Origin of the sequence: Roseibium sp., assembly GCF_051016195.1 — a bacterium.
GTDB lineage: Bacteria > Pseudomonadota > Alphaproteobacteria > Rhizobiales > Stappiaceae > Roseibium.
In genome coordinates, this window is the sequence record NZ_CP134616.1 from 937,024 (window position 1) to 953,941 (window position 16,918).

A 16,918-nucleotide genomic window follows, 5' to 3' on the forward strand; every position below is an offset into this window, starting at 1 on the left:
AATCAGCCTTCAATCGACTGTTTCACGGTTGTATCACACTTCGATCACTCAACTCAAACAAAAATTATCAATCATAACGCGAGTTGCGGTTGTATTTTGCAAAAATTGCAAATCCGACAAGTGTAATTGAAATAATCAGAACAGGGACATCGCCAAAAGTCTCATAGATAGTTGTGCCTAAATGACTTGGAAGACCGGCATCTACGACACCTCGATCAAAAACCGTCAATTCTTCGAGAACGGTCCCGTATCCATCTACGACAGCGGAAATCCCCGTGTTTGCTGCCCTTACCAGCGGCAGTCCCGTCTCGATCGCGCGCATCCGCGCCTGGGCAAAATGCTGGAACGGACCTGGCGTACGCCCGAACCACGCATCATTGGTCACGTTTAACAGGAACGAGGGTTCATCGGGCGTTGCAAAGACAACCCCTGGAAAAATCGCCTCATAGCAAATCAACGGTAGAAAACTGAAATCTTCGGTGGTGGAGAGCACACGTTGATGGTAGCCGGCCTCGAAACCTTCAATCGGCCCGGCGAGATTCGTGAAACCGATCGATTCAAGCAACAGCTTGAACGGAACGTATTCACCAAAAGGAACGAGCCGGACCTTGTCGTAAATGCCCTTCACCGTGCCATCATTGTCCAGAACGTAAACGCTGTTGAAGTAGACAGGTCCGGAGGGGCCCGCTTCCAGCCTCACGGCTCCGGTAACGAGTTCCGTGTCGTTCCCCAGTGCCTGTCCAATGCGGAACAGGGCTCCCGGTTCCTGTGTGAGGAGAAACGGCAGGGCTGATTCGGGCCAAACGACCAGCCGCGACTGGCCCACACGAGCACCGCCGCCAAGGGGTGCTTCCGTCATGTCGAGGTAGGTTTGAAATATCTCGTCCTTGAGTTCGGGGCGCCACTTGTCCTTCTGATCAATCGCCGGCTGAACGATCCTGATATCCAGGGACGTGTATTCAATTTCAGCCGTCATTGTTCTCCAGAACCCGAATGCAAAAACGGCAAGAAAGGCGACGGCTGCCGCGGACACGGCCCGAAATCTTTGCGCGGCCGGCTTTGCATCGGCGAGCAGTGCGGGAGCGGAACTGATGGCCACGACCAGAAAGGTCAGTCCGTAGATACCAAAGAGACTCGCGGCCTGTGCCAGGCTCAGACTATCGGAAATGCCGTAACCGAATGCGTTCCACGGGAAGCCGGTCAGAACATGACCCCGGAGCCAATCCGCAAGCGTTAAGCAGGCGGCCAGCAGCAGAATCCGGCGAAACTGGTCGCTCCAGAACAAAGCGGCAAGCGCGACACCAAATGCAGTAAAAAGCGCGAGACCTGCCGGCATGGCGAGAACCGCAAACGGCAGCAACCAGGCAAAACGATCCGCCTCGACCAGAAATGCTGCGCCGATCCACCACAGTCCTGCGAGAAAATACCCGAAACCGAACAGCCATCCGAGAACGAAGCCCGCACGAAAGCGCGTCCTGTTCCGCTTCTCGTCAACTTCCAGAGCCCCGTCCAGAAGCCAGACAAAGGCCGGGAACGTTATCAGGAGAACCAGAGATATGCCGAAGGGCGGAAGCGCAAATGCGCTCACCGCTCCCAACAAGACCGCCAGGAACCGGCGCTGCCACCCCCAGGCCAACAGGAATGTGTTCGGCAAAAAAGTCAGTCGTTGTGTGAGCCAGTGCATCGAATCCGAATCCCCAGGTGAGGCATGGAGATTCGTCGGCGCAGCGTGGGCCGGTCAAGTCCAAATCTGAAGACGCGGTCTAGCCTTCCAGAGGTGTCTGCTGATCGGTTGCCCCGTCAGAGGCGTCCGTCTGGGTGTTCTCCGACTGCAAAGAGCCCGGCTTCTTCGTGCGACGGCGCAGGTCCTGCGGCCTGGCTTCAGCGCGTTTGCGGCGGATCTTCAAACGCTTGATACGTCTCGGGTCGGCATCCATGACTTCGAATTCGAACCCGGGCACTTCATCGGGGACATAAAGGAGTTCCCCGCGAACGGGAACGCGGCCGACGGAAACATAAAGAAGTCCGCCGAGCGTATCCACGTCTTCAGAGATTTCGCCGCCTGACAGCTTAGTACCCAGAACTTCATCGAGGTCTTCCAGCGGCAGCCTCGGATCCGCTATCCAGACCCCCTCGCCGGCAGAGGCAAGCATCGCCTCCTCGTCTTCGTCGTGCTCGTCCTCGATGTCACCCACAACCTCTTCCACGAGGTCCTCCAGCGAAACGAGGCCATCAGTCCCTCCGTATTCGTCAATCACGAGGGCCATCTGTATCCGGCCCGCCTGCATCTTCGCCATGAGATCGGTCGCAGGCATGGACGGCGGCACAAAAAGCAGGTTCCGGAGCAGATCCGTTTCCTTCAAGGTGACTGAAAGATCGACGCAGGACAGATCGAGATCAGGCGAATTGTGCCCCTTTCGCACTGTTCCGGGTTGCAACGGCTCAATTTCTGCGTTCAAAGCCTCAGCATTTTCCACAGTGGTTGTATTTTCGCGCCTCGCACCCTTCTCGGCAATGAATGCCATGAGATCCTTGATGTGGACCATGCCGCGCGGATCGTCGAGCGTTTCTTCATAGACGGGCATACGGGAATGACCGCTTTTTTGAAACAATTCCATCAAGCGGCTGAGGCTGGTATCCAGGTCAACCGCGTCGATATCCGCGCGTGGAATCATGACGTCATCCACCCGCAACTCGCGCAGACGCAGGATGTTGCCGAGCAACAGACGCTCTTCGGGAGAGAAGGCCGTGTCGCCGCTGCCGTCGCGCGCCAGTTCATCTTCCAGATTTTCGCGCAGGCTCGAAGACTGGCGCCCCAAGCGCAACATGCGTTTGAGATTTTCAAGAAAGGCCGCAGTCCGCTGCGGCCTTGTCTGTTGCGGATCTTCTCCGTCGGAAGATTGTCCGGAATTCGCGGTCTTGGACTCGCCCGCCGGACTTTGCGGTTCAACTGCGCTCATCATCTATCAATACAAGAACTTTATGCCCCATGATGCCACCTAATTGCCGTCAACCACAAGGGGACTGCCAGCATAAGGATCATCAATGCCTAACGATGCAAGTATGGTTTTCTCAAGACCTTCCATCAACTCGGCCTCTTCGTTGGTCTGATGATCATAGTCGAAAAGGTGAAGCAAACCATGAACAGTGAGATGGGAAAGATGATCGGAGAAATCAACTCCCATATCGCGTGCCTCGCTCACCATGGTTTCGAAACCGAAGACAATATCGCCCAGAAGCGGTCCATAGGTTTCATCGACCGGATCACTGCCGGGAAAAGAAAGAACGTTGGTCGGTTTGTCCTTGTCTCTCCATTGGCCATTCAACTTGCGGATTGCGGCATCGTCGGTGAACAGCAACGAAACCTCGCTGTTTTCCGCGACCTGAAGCCTGCCGGTTGACAGGGTCGCGCAAATGGCCGCTTCGGTAAGACGCGTCAGATCGTTTTCATCCGGCCAGTCGCCAGCTTCCACTGCGACATCGACCACAAAATCTTCAGGGAGGGCAGAGGTCATCTCCAGAGATCTCAGGATGTTGCCGCCTTGCGGGGACCTGTTGAAGGCTCCTCGCGCTGACGCTCGGCATGACGGCGCTCCCGGGCCTCGGATTCATGGCGGGACGCGTTGTCATAGGCAGTCACGATCCGTCCGACGAGTTCGTGGCGCACAACATCGGTCTCGTTGAAGCGCACATGAGCAACCGCCGGAATGTCCGTCAGGAGGCCCAGCGCTTCACGCAGACCGGACTTCTGTCCTGCAGGCAGATCGATCTGGCTGGGATCGCCGGTAACGATCATCTTCGATCCCTCGCCAAGACGGGTCAGGAACATCTTCATCTGCATTGACGTGGTGTTCTGCGCCTCGTCGAGCAGAACCACGGCGTTCGACAGCGTCCGCCCGCGCATGAATGCCAGCGGTGCGACTTCGATCATCCCGGACTGAAGGCCCCGGTCCACCTTTTCCGCGGGCATCATTTCGTAGAGCGCGTCATAGATCGGGCGCAGGTAGGGGTCGACCTTGTCCTTCATTTCGCCGGGCAGGAACCCGAGGCGTTCACCGGCCTCGACCGCCGGACGGGACAGGATCAGCCGCGCGACATCGCCACGCTCCAGAAGGGCGGCCGCGTAGGCAACAGCCAGAAAGGTCTTGCCCGTGCCGGCCGGGCCGGTCCCGAAAATGAGGTCTGCCCTGTCCATCGACCGGATGTAGGCGTCCTGCGTCGGCGTGCGCGCGACAATGGTCTTGCGGCGCGTGGCGATCTGCGCAAAGGCCAGCCGGGACTTCGGTTCGAGGGTCGGCAGGGGCAACTGGGCTTCGGCAGCCGCGGCCATCCGCAGCGCACCGTCCACGTCACCCGGATGCACTTCCTGTCCCTGCAACAGCCGCTGATACAGGGCCTCAAGCGCGTTTCTTGCCTGCGAACAGCCGGCCTGCGACCCTTTCAGGGTGACCTGATTGCCACGGGCGATCGCGTCGACGCCGAGCCGCTGCTCGATCAGGGCAAGATTCTGGTCGAACTGGCCGAAGAGATCACCGATCAGCCGATTGTCTTCAAACGCAAGAACGACGTGTGTCGCATCGGATGCCGACGCAGCTGCCTGATCAGACTGTTTGCGTGAGGAAGAAGAACTCTCGCGCGTCAAATGACGTCTCCTTTAAGCCAACGCGACCGTGACCGTCGGTGCATTTTCATGATCATTCTGCCCATCAATCAATTGCCCGAACAGCGAATTAGATCCGATCTTGACGATTTCCACCGCTTGTATCGTGCCGATAAGAGCTTCGGGCGCGTCCAGTTGCACCGGCTGCAGCCATGGAGACTTGCCGACAAGCTGGCCTTCATTGCGGCCCTTCTTTTCCAGAAGGACGTCGCAGACCATGCCGAGCCTGGATTCGTTGAAGGTCTTCTGCTGAGCGTTCACCAGCGCCTGAAGCTCTGCAAGCCGTGCCGATTTGACCGCCTCGGGAACCTGGTTCTCCATCGTCGCGCCCGGCGTTCCCGGACGCTGACTGTACTTGAAGGAGAACGCGGACCCGTATCCGACACGCCGGATCAGGTCCATCGTGTCCTCGAAATCGCGATCTGTTTCATCCGGGAAACCAACGATGAAATCGCCAGAAAGCGCAATCTCAGGACAGGCGTCACGGATCCTGTCAATCAGCCGGAAATACTCGTCCCGGGTGTGACGGCGGTTCATGGCCTTCAAGATCTTGTCGGATCCAGACTGCACGGGAAGGTGAAGATAAGGCATCAGGCTCTTCAGATCCCGGTGCGCACTGATCAGATCGTCATCCATGTCGCGCGGATGGCTGGTGGTGTAGCGAAGCCGGTCCAGACCCTCGATTTCAGAGAGCTGACGCAGCAGACGGCCAAGTCCCCAGGTCGATCCATCCGGGGCGTCTCCATGATACGCATTGACATTCTGACCCAGCAGCGTGACTTCCCGCACGCCGGCTGCCGCCATGCGCTCCGCCTCCGTCAAGATTTGCCCGACCGGACGAGAGACCTCCGCGCCCCTTGTATAGGGCACGACACAGAAGGTGCAGAACTTGTCACAGCCTTCCTGGACCGTGAGGAAGGCTGACGGCGCGCGTTTCAGGACCTGGGTTTGCGCGCGTTCCGACAGATGGTCGAATTTCGCAGCGATATCGAATTCCGTTTCAACAACCTTGTTGCCCTTGCTGGCCTTGTCGAGAAGTCCCGGCAGCTGGTGATAGCTCTGAGGCCCGACAACGAGATCGACGATCGGAGCGCGCCTGGAAATCTCCTCGCCTTCCGCCTGAGCAACGCAGCCGGCGACGCCGACCATCATATCCTTGCCCGCTTTTGCGCGTTCTTCCTTGACCTTTCGGATGCGGCCCAGTTCGGAGTAGACCTTTTCGGCTGCCTTTTCACGGATATGGCACGTGTTGAGGATAACGAGATCGGCATCTTCGAGCGTGCTTGTCGCCTCATAGCCTTCCGGCCCCAGCACATCGGTCATGCGCTCGCTGTCATAGACATTCATCTGGCAGCCATAGGTGCGCACAAACACCTTGCGGGTGTTGCCACTGGCGGAAGGTGCGGCTTCTTTCCCGGAAACGGAACTTCCGGTCAATTCCTGATCTTGTTCAGGGCGGCTTGTCATTCGCTTCTCGTCGCCTCGTTCACGCGGCCAATATGTTCAGATGGTCTTTTGTCCGGGTCTGTTGCCCGGCCGCAATCCAGTTCGCGCAAACTGATACGGCCTCAACAGGACCGCCGTATAACGGCAATCAATTTCCGGCGCCAGCTTTAACGGGTTTTTCGTCGTTTGAGAAGAACGCAGGCTCTTCAAGTGCGGCCTGGTCAACCCGCTCGACCGGCTTCTGCAAAAGGGAGGCAATCGTCAGCGCACGCACTTCCTGCTCCAGTTCCCTGGTCAGTGCCTTGCGGTCAGTGGTCTTGTCGACCAGGACGGGCTCTCCCCAGGTGACGACAACGTCGAGGGCGCCCCGCGTAAAAATCCCCCACAAGTGGCCCGGCAATTCCATGTCACCGTACCAGGCGACGTGAGGGCGGTGCGCACGCCCCATGGGGAGGCCATAGAAGCCCTGATAGGCGAGCGAAAGCGGCTGAACCCAGACCGTTGCACCGTTTTCCTCGCCAAGCGCGCGCGTCGCCGCCCCGAGCAGCGCGGAACGGAAAGGCAAAACGCAATTGCCATCGTTCGACGTGCCTTCCGCAAACAGGACCATCGCGTCACCGGCTGCCATGCGCTCGGCAATCTCGTCCGCGGCCTGTCCCGTCTGCGTCCGCCGTGTCCGGTTCACGAAGACCGTGCGCTGCAGCTTCGCCAAAAGACCGAAGATCGGCCAGCCCGACACCTCGGACTTGGCAATGAAGGAGAGCGGGATAAGCGAGCCCAGGACCGTGATGTCGACCCAGGAAGCATGGTTCGCCGTGATCAGCAGAGGTCTTTGCCGGGCCGGATGCCCGATCTGGCGGACCTTTATGCCAACGAGACGGCTCGCGATCCGGTGCCAGATCCGGGGCAGGACGTTCTGGCTGCGAAGACCGAACTTTATAGACAGCCACTGCAACGGTATCAGGACGAGCGAGACAAGTGTGAGAATCGCTATGATGCAGACAGCCTTGACCTCAGCCATCGCCGTTTTCGTCCCGGGATGACTCCAGCGGAACGCCATAGAGCTCAAGCCGGTGGTCGACAAGCTTGTAGCCGAGCTTTCTTGCTATGAATTCCTGCAGGGCCTCGATTTCCTCGCTGCGGAACTCGATGACCTGCCCGCTGCGAAGATCGATCAGATGATCATGATGCTCGTCGGGGACCGTTTCGTAGCGCGAACGCCCGTCCCTGAAGTCGTGACGCTCGATCATGCCGGCATCTTCGAACAGCTTGACCGTGCGATACACCGTAGAAATGGAAATGCCCGGATCAATCGCAACAGAGCGGCGGTAAAGTTCTTCAACGTCGGGATGCTCGTCCGACGCCGCCTCGATCACCGTTGCAATGACGCGGCGCTGCTCGGTCATGCGCATGCCCTTTGCAACACACATTTCCGCCAGCGTTGTTTGCCGCTCGTCCGTCATTTGGTCGCCGCCTGATGATTGATCGGAATTTTCGTAGCACAGCGCTTAACGAAGATCGATACGCATGACAAGCGCTGTCCCGTCACCTTCGCCGCCGCCGTAATATCCCTTGCGCTGGCCAACCTCCCGGAACCCAAGCCCCCTATAGAGCAGAAGGGCGGCCTCGTTGGAGGCATCGACTTCCAGAAACAGATGGCTGCACCTGTCCGCGTAGAGCCGGAACAGGCCGGCTTCCATCAGCTTCTTTCCGATCCCCCTGCCGCGTTGCCGCGGATGGACGGCAACGGTGATCACCTCGGCCTCGTCGGCCGCGGTGCGCAGGATGAGAAAACCGAGCGGCGCGCGCGTGCCGTAGGGACTGGCGCGACGGGCAACGAGAATCGTGACACCGTCCTGCGCCTTCATCCGGGCAAGTTCCTCGGCATTCCATTTGTTGGGAAATGACGCGGCGTGGATCTCGGCAATCTTAGGCAGATCTTCGTCCAGCGCCACTTCCACGACCGGCGGCTGGGTCCAGAACCACCAGAAACTCATTGCCGTTCAATCCTTCCCCTGGTCTGCGGTGTCGCATCAGGCGGCCGCAGGTAGAGCGGCGATGGTGAAGCCGTTACCGGGTCGGCCAGAAGACCGAGTTCCGCAACATCCCGAATTCCGGGAAACCCAGCCCGGGAGATGATCTGCTCACTCGGCAACTCAAGCCCGGCAGCAACCTTGTCCGCTGCCGATCCTGCCAACCTTATGCATTTCGGCATCGACGCTGCAAGATCGGAGATCGTGCGAACGGACGCCTCCCCGGTTTTCTCGCCGGACGCGTCGAATTCCTGGCAATAGACTTCTTCGCCTTTTCCCGTCAGGGCGACCAGAACCGGGGCCCCTCCATCCATCGGCGCAGATGCGCGGGCAATAGCGGCAAGCGTTGTGATTCCCACAACCGGCTTGCCCAGAACGAGACCGAAGCCACGCGCCACGGCCAGTCCGACACGAAGACCGGTGAAACTCCCCGGGCCGATCGTTACAACGACGCGGTCGAGATCGGAAAAAGCGGTGGATGTCTCGGCCATCACCTCGCCGATTATGTCCATCAGCCGCTCTGCGTGTCCCCGGCCGATTTCCTCGGCAAGGGATTCAAAGCAGGCGCTTTCGCTGCCGTCGTCGAGAACTGCGGCAGCGCAATTGGCCAGAGCTGTATCGATCGCCAGTACACGCATGATCAATGGACCTAACCCGACCCACATCCGAAGTCGAGCCGAGCTTTGGGCCTAATCCCAATTGCGGGCTTGCCTTGCCCGCCGAATGCTGAAACAGAAACAAAAAACCCGGCTGGAAAGCCGGGCCTTTGTAACCGTGGGGAAAATCGGCTCAGATCGGACGAACTTCCTCAACTTCCGGCACGAAATGACGCAGCAGGTTCTGAATACCGTGCTGCAGTGTCGCAGTGGAGGACGGGCAACCCGCGCATGCACCGCGCATGGAAAGGTAGACAATGCCTTCCTTGAAGCCCTTGAAGGTGATGTCACCGCCATCCTGGGCCACCGCCGGACGCACTCGCGTTTCCAGGAGTTCCTTGATCGTTTTCACCGTGTCCTCGGTGCCTTCATCAAAGAACTCGCCTTCCTCGATGTCCTCGACCTGACCGGCGGCCATGACCGGCTGACCGGACATGAACTGCTCCATGATCACGCCGAGAATGGCGGGTTTCATGTGCTGCCAATCGGTATCGTCCTTGGTAACGGTCACAAAGTCGTGGCCGAAGAAAACCGCGGCGACACCGGGTACATCGAACAGCCTTTCCGCAAGAGGGGAGGCACCTGCATCCGCCTTGGAGCGAAAATCATAGGTGCCTTCCTGCAGGACAACGCGGCCCGGGAGGAATTTGAGCGTGGCCGGATTCGGCGTTGCTTCGGTTTGAATGAACATTTTCTTGTCCTTGCGTTTGAACAACGCGTCCGTTTCGACAGGTGCCCCGCGCCTCAACCTCATCGCAAAACACCGATGAATTCTTGTAAACCATCTCGAGGCAGTTTGGAATAGTTAAAAACTAGATAGGACTTCAACACACACGATCAAGCGCCGGTGCCATTTTTTAGCCGCGAGACGGGACTCCGTCAGGCAAGGGCTGCAATCGAATCGTCATCCAGATTTCCCGGAACAATCGTGACAGGGATCGGGAAGGTACCCGCCGACTTTCCTGCGATGGAAGACACCAGCGGCCCCGGACCTTCCGTCCCTGTACTTGCGGCGAGAACCAGGATCGCGATGTCCGCGTCAGCTTCGATCAGTTCGAGGATCTCCTCGGACTTGCTTCCTTCCCGGACAACCGTCTCCGGCTCTGTTCTTGCCACGGAACGCACCCGTTCTCCCGCTTTTGCAAGCGTTGCTTCCGCCTCTTCCAGTGCTTCGGCGCGCATGATGTCTTCAACACCAAGCCAGTGCTGGAAATCGCCCGGGGCAATGACGAAGCAAAGCGTTACCACGCCGCCGGTTCTTGCCGCCCTCTTCGCGGCATAAACAATTGCCCTGTCGCACTCGGGCGTTTCGTCAACCACGACCAGAAATTTCCGGCGATGGCCTTCCTCGTTGCTTTTCCGAATAGCTACCATGGATGCATGCTGCCATTCGCGCGCGCGCATCGCAAGCGGCGAAATGGCCGCCTGCTGCAGGTGTCTCTCTACAGAATGAACTTCGAAAGATCGACGTTCTTGGCCAGGTCACCGATATTCTCCTTCACGAAATCCGCAGTAATCTCAACAGTTTCGCCTGACCGATCCGGTGCAGTGAAGGAAATTTCGTCGAGAATGCGTTCCATGACGGTCTGGAGACGGCGCGCACCGATGTTTTCAACAGATGCATTGAGATCAACCGCAACGGAGGCGATTTCGTCAATGGCGTCATCGGTGAAGGCGAGCTTGACTTCTTCCGTTTCCATCAGAGCCACATATTGCTTGATCAGGCTGGCCTCCGGTTCCGTCAGGATCGCCTTGAAGTCATCCTTGTTCAGCGCTCTCAGCTCGACACGGATCGGCAGACGCCCCTGCAACTCGGGCAGAAGGTCAGACGGTTTCGCAACATGGAACGCGCCGGAGGCGATGAAGAGGATATGGTCCGTCTTGACCGGACCGTGTTTCGTGGAGACGACCGTGCCCTCGATCAACGGCAACAGGTCCCGCTGCACACCCTCGCGCGAGACGTCCGCACCGGCCCTGCCTTCGCGTGCGCAGATCTTGTCGATCTCGTCCAGAAAGACGATCCCGGCGTTTTCAACGAGCTCGATCGCCTCTTCAACAACCTTGTCCTCATCGAGCAGCTTGTCGGACTCTTCGTTGATGAGCAGTTCGTAGCTTTCGCTCACCGTCGTCCGTTTGGTCTTTGTCTGTCCGCCGAAGGCCTTGCCGAGAAGATCGGATACGTTCATGACGCCGACGCTCGCGCCCGGCATCCCCGGCAAATCGAAGCTCGGCATCTGCGCCTGGGCGCGGACCTCAACCTCGATCTCCTTGTCGTCCATCTCGCCATCGCGCAGTTTCGTGCGGAAACTCTCGCGCGTTGCGGGGCTCGCGTTTGATCCGACCAGCGCATCGAGGACACGTTCTTCGGCCAGAACATGGGCCTTGGCCTTCACTTCCTCGCGTTTCTTGTCGCGGATGAGCGTGATGCCCGCCTCGACAAGATCGCGAACAATCTGCTCCACGTCGCGGCCGACATAGCCGACTTCGGTGAATTTGGTTGCCTCGACCTTTGTAAACGGTGCGTTCGCCAGCTTGGCGAGACGGCGCGATATTTCCGTCTTGCCGACGCCGGTCGGGCCAATCATGAGGATGTTCTTGGGCAGAACCTCCTCGCGCATCTGTCCTTGAAGCTGCAACCGCCGCCAACGGTTGCGCAGGGCAATCGCCACGGCGCGCTTTGCGTCCTTCTGGCCAACAATGTAGCGATCGAGTTCCGAAACAATCTCACGCGGGGAAAAATCCGTCATCTCTTATGACTTGCCTTCCGTGTTCTTGAATTCCATCAGCAAGCAGTCGTCCGTTTTTCCGACAAGTTCGGGGATTACCTCAAACCCGGCCTTCCGGTAACACCTGACTGCACGTTCGTTCTGCGGGTCCGGATCGATCAGGATCCGGACATAACCTTCCTCGAGGAGCATCCGGACAAATGCCCGCAATGCCTCGGTTCCCAATCCGGACGACAGATCCTCCTGCAACCCGATCGACAAGTCGACGCCAACAGCCTCATCGGGCAGCAGGGTCAACCAGGGATATTCGACAACAAAGTCCGGATCCTTTTGGTCCTTTATGAACCAGACCTGGATGTATCCCTTGTCGCTGCCATCCTTTTGAAAGATATAGGGACGTGTCGTGTCACGTCCCTCCACCATGTTCTCAATTTCCCGCAGTTCCGTTTCCGGATCACCCCACCATTGCCGCCAATGCGGCTTGTCCAGCCAGCGTGCCAGCAAGGCAAGGTCTTCTTCCAGGACGGGTCGGAAAGAGATCACGACGGTTTACCCGGCCGTATCGAGCGTCTCTACCGTGACACTTTCGTTGGTGTAGACGCAGATCTCGGCAGCCACCGCCATCGCCTTTCGTGCGATGGTCTCGGCATCGTAGTCGGTGTCGACCAGAGCCCGGCCTGCGGCCAGGGCGTAGTTGCCACCGGACCCGATGCCCATGACGCCGCCTTCCGGCTCCAGAACGTCTCCGGTCCCGGTCAGGACCAGCGAGACATTCTTGTCGGCGACCAGCATCATTGCTTCCAGACGGCGCAGATACCGGTCTGTCCGCCAATCCTTGGCAAGTTCGACACATGCCCTCATCAACTGGCCCGGATACTGTTCAAGCTTTGCTTCGAGGCGTTCGAACAGGGTGAAGGCATCCGCGGTTGCCCCCGCAAAACCGGCGATCACTTCGCCTTTTGCGAGCAGCCGCACCTTGCGTGCGGAATGCTTGATCACCGTCTGGCCAAGAGAGACCTGGCCATCGCCGGCGATAACCACCTTGCCGTCCTTGCGCACCATCATGATCGTCGTCCCGTGCCACTGGGCCGGTTCGCGGGTTTCGCTCATTCATTCCTCTTGGGTTTGTTAAGCTTATTGGTTTTTTCAATGCTGCCGACCTATGTAGGCGGCCTTTCCGTCTTTTCCAAGAAATCAATTCGTCTCAGCGGATAGCGCCCTGCTTCCGGGCTGCATCACAGGGAATGCGATATCTCCACCCTGGTCATTCTCAGGAGGGCTTCGACAAGCTTGTCGAGTTGGCCGCTTACCCGGTCTTCAGCCAGGTCGTCCTTGTCGTCAAAGGCCGCCGAGGCCTTTGGAACAGATACCATCTGCGGAAGAACGAGCGCGCCAAGGCCCACTTCAAGGATCGTCCGCATGCCAATGAGGCCGCGCAGGCCGCCGAAGCCTCCGGGAGACGCCGCCCCGAGAGCGAAAACCTTGTTTTTATAGGGTTCGCCCGGTTCCTTGACGCGGCTGATCCAGTCAAGGGTGTTCTTCAGAAGCGGTGTAACACCGGCATTGTATTCCGGGCACCCAAGAAAAACGCCGTCATGGCCGACAAAAAGCCTGTGCAGCCTTTTGGCATTCTCAGGCGTACCATTTGCGGATTCGTGATCGCCATCGTAGATCGGCAGCGGATAATCCCTGAGCGAGAGATGCGTCACATCCGCGTCCAGGATTGACAATCGCTTGGCGGCCAGAGCCGCCAGTTTGGTGTTGTGCGACCCACCCCGCACCGATCCAGAACAGACAATAATCTTCGGATTGCGCATCAAGAGACCCTTTCGAACAAGAGTAGCCGGAAAGATCCCCTTGATATGGCAAACCGGAAGTGCTTATCCAGTTTTTCTGTCAGAAAACATCCTGCGGCGGGCGCAGCGCACGGTGCGCCCTGACCGTCATCCCATTCAGAACAGACTCGCGATGAAACCCGGGATCGACTTGACCGCGTAGGACCAGTCGTCCTTGCGCCACCTGGACATTTCATAGACAGAGTCGCCAAGATCCTCACCCATTTCGGCAAACAGCCGGGTCGGACCCTGCTTCATGCGGTCGACAAGGCGGCTCAGGCGGGCCATGTCAATGTTCCCGGTCTGAATGAGGTGAACGGTTCCAAGGACGAGCGTCGTCATGCTGTCGACACCCGATGCGCCCAGGCCAATGGGATCGCACGCACGGATAACCTGGAAGACCTTGCTGTTCTTGGCGGCTCCCGGCGCGAGCGCCTCAACGAGGCTCTGCAGGCCTTCCACCATGCCGGCCCAGGGAATCGCCTTGCCCATGAAATGCTTGTAGAGCTCCGACGTCCCGTAAAGATAGTCACCCTGCTCGAACTTGTCGGCAACCTCGATCAGTGTCACGACGTGGCCCGCTGCCCCGGCCTTGCCGCCGAGCGTTCCCATGAACCTGCCCATCCTGGACGTTGGTTTGCCGATCACATCAAGGGCGCCGAATTGCCGGCCCTTCATGCCCGAGATGGCTTTCATCACCTCGCGGGCCTCGGACGCGGAGAATCCCCATTTGCGCAGCTGCGACCAGGCGGCAATCACCTTGCGCGCGTCTTCGGCCCGTCCGATCGAACCGAGGAATTTCTTCATGTCGGGGACGCTCTTGTCGATGAACTCCCGACGGAACTCATCGAATGCGCTGCTTTCACCGAGATTGGCCGCTTCCTTCGCCAGCAGTTTCTCGCCCGGGGACAACCTGTCATCGCGAACCGTATCATTCGATACGGTTGCCGGGTTCGCCTCAGGTGGAATGCACATCCTCTGCCAGACCGAAGCAGAATTCGGATCGTTCATGGCCATGATGGTCCGTTTGGCGGGGTCGACGCGTCCGTCCGGCCGGCGCAGCTTCACGACGCTTGCCTGGAAGTCCTTGACCATGCCGATTGTTTTTGATCCAACCTTGCCATCGACCACCAGTGCCTTGCGCGACGCACCCATGAGCGCATTGAGCCTAGTCTGAACCGTTTTGACGTCCAGATGTTCATTCTTTCCGAACCGGCCCACGGAACCGGTTATACCGATACTGGAATTGATCATTTCGAAGAAACCCAATCATCTAATTCAAAAACAGAGGGAGCCTGGATAGCTACCGCAGTTTCGGCGCGGAATCTGTGATCGCTGTCACCAGAATCCGAGCGTAACGCAGGAATTTTCTTTTCAGATTCTGAATCGGAATGATGACACTCAAAGACGCCGGAACGAACCGTTCTCTAAGCTGGCGGCGATGGGTTCGGAAAGACAAGCCCCGATGGCACACCGTGTTGTTCGAGCTTGAGCGCAGCGGACAATCGACAACCGGGCGACACGGGGCGTGACTGTTTCACGAGCGACCCCGACCCCGGTCCGGCACCTGACGCAGCAGATCCGTCCGGTCAATGCCCTTTTCGATAAACCCAGACGCGCGCCGGCGGGAGGTTTTTCCAGACCCATTCCGACGTATGAACGGATACTGCGCGGCTGTCTGGTGATACGGGCATCACCAGACCGTAGGAAAACTGTATGAAAGGTGCGCCGGGTTTCAGCAGGGTGAGCGCCTCGTTCAAAAGTTTCTTTCGCACCGCTTCCGGACGCGTCAGCAGTGGCAGCGAAGACACAATGCCGTCCAGCGTGTGATCCGTCTGCTTTTCGCCAGAAAGAAACCCTCCGGCGGACTGAAGCGTTTTTTCAAGCGCGTAAGCATCCCCCTGCAAGACTGCGAGGCCAGGATACCTGTGGCTGAGCATTTCGCAGAAATCGGCGCTGTATTCAATCAGGTTCAGCTGGCCGTGCGCAAAACCGCGTTCGAACAGCGCCCTGGTGACAGCCCCGGTTCCGGGACCCAGCTCGACGACACGCGAATGAGGACGAGGCGTCAGGTAGGATGCCATTTTCGCTGCCAGGTCCGGACCGGAGGGTGCAACGGCCCCGGTTCGCAAAGGGTTTTGAGCCCAGGACCGGATAAATTTCATTTCATCGAGAACCCTGGCCCGAACGGCCGCAGCCTTGTCCAGCTTCTCACGAAGACGCTCAACATGAATACTGTTGCGTTTCAGCATGTTACCTCACCGACCCCCAGAATCGGAATATAGAGCTGCCGGTAGGGAAATGCCATAGACAGGCGCGCGCAATGCGTTGATCAGGTCCCGAGATTGTCGATGAAGTCTTTTACCTTGGAGAAAAATCCGGCAGATTCCGGGTGATTTTCACCGGACGATTCCTTCTCGAATTCTGCAAGAAGTTCTCTTTGCCGACGTGTCAGGTTGGTTGGTGTCTCGACTGTCACCTGGATATACATGTCGCCGTGCTGGCTGGACCGCATCACCGGCATGCCTTTGCCGCGCAAACGGAACTGCTTTCCTGTCTGCGTTCCTTCGGGCACCTTCACCCGGCTTGTGCTGCCCTGAACGGTGGGAACATCGAACTGGCCGCCAAGGGTCGCCGTCGACATGGAGATCGGGACACGGCAGTAAAGGTCCGCTCCGTCACGCTGGAACAGGTCATGCGGCTTGATGGAGAGGAAGATGTAAAGATCACCCGCCGGGCCTCCGCGCACGCCGGCTTCGCCTTCTCCGGCAAGACGGATGCGGGTGCCGTCCTCGATGCCGGCGGGAATGTTCACCGACAGGGTCCGCTCCTGGGTCTTCCGGCCGGAACCGCCGCAGCTCTCACAAGGATCGGTAATGACTTGCCCCTTGCCCTGACAGCTCGGACAGGTGCGTTCCAGCGTGAAGAACCCCTGCGCCGCGCGAACACGGCCGGAGCCGCCGCAGGTCCGGCACGTCGTCGGGCTCGTACCCGGTTTGGCACCGGAACCGGCGCATGTGTCGCAGGTGACGCTGGTGGGTACCTCGATCTCGACCGTCTTGCCGGTAAAGGCATCTTCGAGGCTGATGTCCAGATTGTAGCGAAGGTCGGCACCGCGTTCCCGGCCACCCGAACGGCGGCCGCCGCCCATTCCGAAAAACTCTTCGAAGATGTCGGACATGGTGGAGGAAAAGTCGTGCGCACCCGCTGCGCCGCCTCCGCCAAATCCGCCGTTCTCAAAAGCGGCATGACCGAACCGGTCATAAGCGGCACGTTTCTGACCGTCCTTCAGGGTATCGTAGGCTTCGTTGACTTCCTTGAACCTGGCTTCGGCCTCCCCATCGCCGGGGTTCCGGTCGGGGTGATACTGCATTGCCATCTTGCGGTAAGCGCTCTTCAGCGCCTTTTCATCCGCGTCGCGCGATACGCCCAGCACCTCATAGAAATCACGTTTGGACATCAAGATCTCTCGGTCTTGTTGTTGCGCCCACGGCAGCCGGGACACTTCCGGCGCCAATCACGGCGAAAACGCCGGACACAAGCGTCCGCAATTTCGGACGGA

General features: G+C 58.6%; 18 protein-coding genes. All 18 read right to left on the minus strand.

Annotation, left to right across the window (positions count from 1 at the left end):
* Window positions 1-67 precede the first annotated feature (67 nt).
* Complete coding sequence (gene lnt, locus RDA78_RS04290) at window positions 68-1,684, minus strand: apolipoprotein N-acyltransferase (RefSeq protein WP_434054121.1); 1,617 nt, start codon at window positions 1,682-1,684, stop codon at window positions 68-70.
* Window positions 1,685-1,763: 79 nt separating this feature from the next.
* Entirely contained in the window at window positions 1,764-2,963 is a 1,200-nt protein-coding gene (locus RDA78_RS04295; protein ID WP_434054122.1) for a transporter associated domain-containing protein, read from the minus strand.
* A gap of 36 nt (window positions 2,964-2,999) precedes the next feature.
* Complete coding sequence (gene ybeY / locus RDA78_RS04300; RefSeq protein ID WP_434054123.1) at window positions 3,000-3,515, minus strand: rRNA maturation RNase YbeY; 516 nt, start codon at window positions 3,513-3,515, stop codon at window positions 3,000-3,002.
* An 11-nt stretch (window positions 3,516-3,526) separates the two neighbouring features.
* Complete coding sequence (locus tag RDA78_RS04305; RefSeq protein ID WP_434054124.1) at window positions 3,527-4,642, minus strand: PhoH family protein; 1,116 nt, start codon at window positions 4,640-4,642, stop codon at window positions 3,527-3,529.
* Between the two features lie 12 nt (window positions 4,643-4,654).
* The gene (gene miaB, locus RDA78_RS04310; protein ID WP_434054125.1) at window positions 4,655-6,127 is read right to left on the minus strand and encodes a tRNA (N6-isopentenyl adenosine(37)-C2)-methylthiotransferase MiaB; all 1,473 of its coding nucleotides are present in this window, start codon (window positions 6,125-6,127) and stop codon (window positions 4,655-4,657) included.
* A 127-nt stretch (window positions 6,128-6,254) separates the two neighbouring features.
* Window positions 6,255-7,127, minus strand: coding sequence for a lysophospholipid acyltransferase family protein (locus RDA78_RS04315; RefSeq protein ID WP_434054126.1), 873 nt, complete (start codon window positions 7,125-7,127; stop codon window positions 6,255-6,257).
* Window positions 7,120-7,569 (minus strand): Fur family transcriptional regulator, encoded by a 450-nt coding sequence (locus RDA78_RS04320; protein WP_434054127.1) that lies wholly within the window; start codon window positions 7,567-7,569, stop codon window positions 7,120-7,122. Before RDA78_RS04320 ends, RDA78_RS04315 begins: the two co-directional genes overlap by 8 nt.
* A gap of 45 nt (window positions 7,570-7,614) precedes the next feature.
* Window positions 7,615-8,103: a ribosomal protein S18-alanine N-acetyltransferase gene (gene rimI / locus RDA78_RS04325; protein ID WP_434054128.1), complete on the minus strand. Its 489-nt coding sequence runs from the start codon at window positions 8,101-8,103 to the stop codon at window positions 7,615-7,617.
* Window positions 8,100-8,777: a tRNA (adenosine(37)-N6)-threonylcarbamoyltransferase complex dimerization subunit type 1 TsaB gene (tsaB, locus tag RDA78_RS04330; RefSeq protein WP_434054129.1), complete on the minus strand. Its 678-nt coding sequence runs from the start codon at window positions 8,775-8,777 to the stop codon at window positions 8,100-8,102. Before tsaB ends, rimI begins: the two co-directional genes overlap by 4 nt.
* Before the next feature lie 151 nt (window positions 8,778-8,928).
* On the minus strand, window positions 8,929-9,486 hold the full coding sequence (locus RDA78_RS04335) for a NifU family protein (RefSeq protein ID WP_306142577.1): 558 nt from the start codon (window positions 9,484-9,486) through the stop codon (window positions 8,929-8,931).
* Window positions 9,487-9,674: 188 nt separating this feature from the next.
* Window positions 9,675-10,169, minus strand: a complete 495-nt coding sequence (locus RDA78_RS04340) for a universal stress protein (protein ID WP_434054130.1) — start codon at window positions 10,167-10,169, stop codon at window positions 9,675-9,677.
* Window positions 10,170-10,237: 68 nt separating this feature from the next.
* Entirely contained in the window at window positions 10,238-11,542 is a 1,305-nt protein-coding gene (gene hslU / locus RDA78_RS04345) for an ATP-dependent protease ATPase subunit HslU (RefSeq protein WP_434054131.1), read from the minus strand.
* Window positions 11,543-11,545: 3 nt separating this feature from the next.
* Window positions 11,546-12,064, minus strand: a complete 519-nt coding sequence (locus tag RDA78_RS04350; RefSeq protein WP_434054132.1) for a GNAT family N-acetyltransferase — start codon at window positions 12,062-12,064, stop codon at window positions 11,546-11,548.
* A 6-nt stretch (window positions 12,065-12,070) separates the two neighbouring features.
* Window positions 12,071-12,631 (minus strand): ATP-dependent protease subunit HslV, encoded by a 561-nt coding sequence (hslV, locus tag RDA78_RS04355; RefSeq protein ID WP_421980961.1) that lies wholly within the window; start codon window positions 12,629-12,631, stop codon window positions 12,071-12,073.
* A 125-nt stretch (window positions 12,632-12,756) separates the two neighbouring features.
* Complete coding sequence (locus RDA78_RS04360; RefSeq protein WP_434054133.1) at window positions 12,757-13,338, minus strand: NADPH-dependent FMN reductase; 582 nt, start codon at window positions 13,336-13,338, stop codon at window positions 12,757-12,759.
* A gap of 135 nt (window positions 13,339-13,473) precedes the next feature.
* Window positions 13,474-14,610: a peptidoglycan-binding domain-containing protein gene (locus tag RDA78_RS04365; protein WP_434054134.1), complete on the minus strand. Its 1,137-nt coding sequence runs from the start codon at window positions 14,608-14,610 to the stop codon at window positions 13,474-13,476.
* Window positions 14,611-14,945: 335 nt separating this feature from the next.
* Entirely contained in the window at window positions 14,946-15,608 is a 663-nt protein-coding gene (locus RDA78_RS04370; RefSeq protein WP_434054135.1) for a class I SAM-dependent methyltransferase, read from the minus strand.
* 80 nt (window positions 15,609-15,688) lie between these two features.
* Entirely contained in the window at window positions 15,689-16,816 is a 1,128-nt protein-coding gene (dnaJ, locus tag RDA78_RS04375) for a molecular chaperone DnaJ (protein ID WP_434054136.1), read from the minus strand.
* Between the last annotated feature and the right edge of the window lie 102 nt (window positions 16,817-16,918).

What these genes read in the sequence shown, in the direction of transcription:
- RDA78_RS04295 (WP_434054122.1), bottom strand. Translation starts at nt 2,963, where the DNA reads ATGATGAGCGCAGTTGAACCGCAAAGTCCGGCGGGCGAGTCCAAGACC.
- dnaJ (WP_434054136.1), bottom strand. Translation starts at nt 16,816, where the DNA reads ATGTCCAAACGTGATTTCTATGAGGTGCTGGGCGTATCGCGCGACGCG.
- RDA78_RS04365 (WP_434054134.1), bottom strand. Translation starts at nt 14,610, where the DNA reads ATGATCAATTCCAGTATCGGTATAACCGGTTCCGTGGGCCGGTTCGGA.
- RDA78_RS04360 (WP_434054133.1), bottom strand. Translation starts at nt 13,338, where the DNA reads ATGCGCAATCCGAAGATTATTGTCTGTTCTGGATCGGTGCGGGGTGGG.
- RDA78_RS04320 (WP_434054127.1), bottom strand. Translation starts at nt 7,569, where the DNA reads ATGACGGACGAGCGGCAAACAACGCTGGCGGAAATGTGTGTTGCAAAG.
- tsaB (WP_434054129.1), bottom strand. Translation starts at nt 8,777, where the DNA reads ATGCGTGTACTGGCGATCGATACAGCTCTGGCCAATTGCGCTGCCGCA.
- RDA78_RS04370 (WP_434054135.1), bottom strand. Translation starts at nt 15,608, where the DNA reads ATGCTGAAACGCAACAGTATTCATGTTGAGCGTCTTCGTGAGAAGCTG.
- ybeY (WP_434054123.1), bottom strand. Translation starts at nt 3,515, where the DNA reads ATGACCTCTGCCCTCCCTGAAGATTTTGTGGTCGATGTCGCAGTGGAA.
- RDA78_RS04315 (WP_434054126.1), bottom strand. Translation starts at nt 7,127, where the DNA reads ATGGCTGAGGTCAAGGCTGTCTGCATCATAGCGATTCTCACACTTGTC.
- RDA78_RS04335 (WP_306142577.1), bottom strand. Translation starts at nt 9,486, where the DNA reads ATGTTCATTCAAACCGAAGCAACGCCGAATCCGGCCACGCTCAAATTC.
- rimI (WP_434054128.1), bottom strand. Translation starts at nt 8,103, where the DNA reads ATGAGTTTCTGGTGGTTCTGGACCCAGCCGCCGGTCGTGGAAGTGGCG.
- hslU (WP_434054131.1), bottom strand. Translation starts at nt 11,542, where the DNA reads ATGACGGATTTTTCCCCGCGTGAGATTGTTTCGGAACTCGATCGCTAC.
- miaB (WP_434054125.1), bottom strand. Translation starts at nt 6,127, where the DNA reads ATGACAAGCCGCCCTGAACAAGATCAGGAATTGACCGGAAGTTCCGTT.
- hslV (WP_421980961.1), bottom strand. Translation starts at nt 12,631, where the DNA reads ATGAGCGAAACCCGCGAACCGGCCCAGTGGCACGGGACGACGATCATG.
- lnt (WP_434054121.1), bottom strand. Translation starts at nt 1,684, where the DNA reads ATGCACTGGCTCACACAACGACTGACTTTTTTGCCGAACACATTCCTG.
- RDA78_RS04340 (WP_434054130.1), bottom strand. Translation starts at nt 10,169, where the DNA reads ATGGTAGCTATTCGGAAAAGCAACGAGGAAGGCCATCGCCGGAAATTT.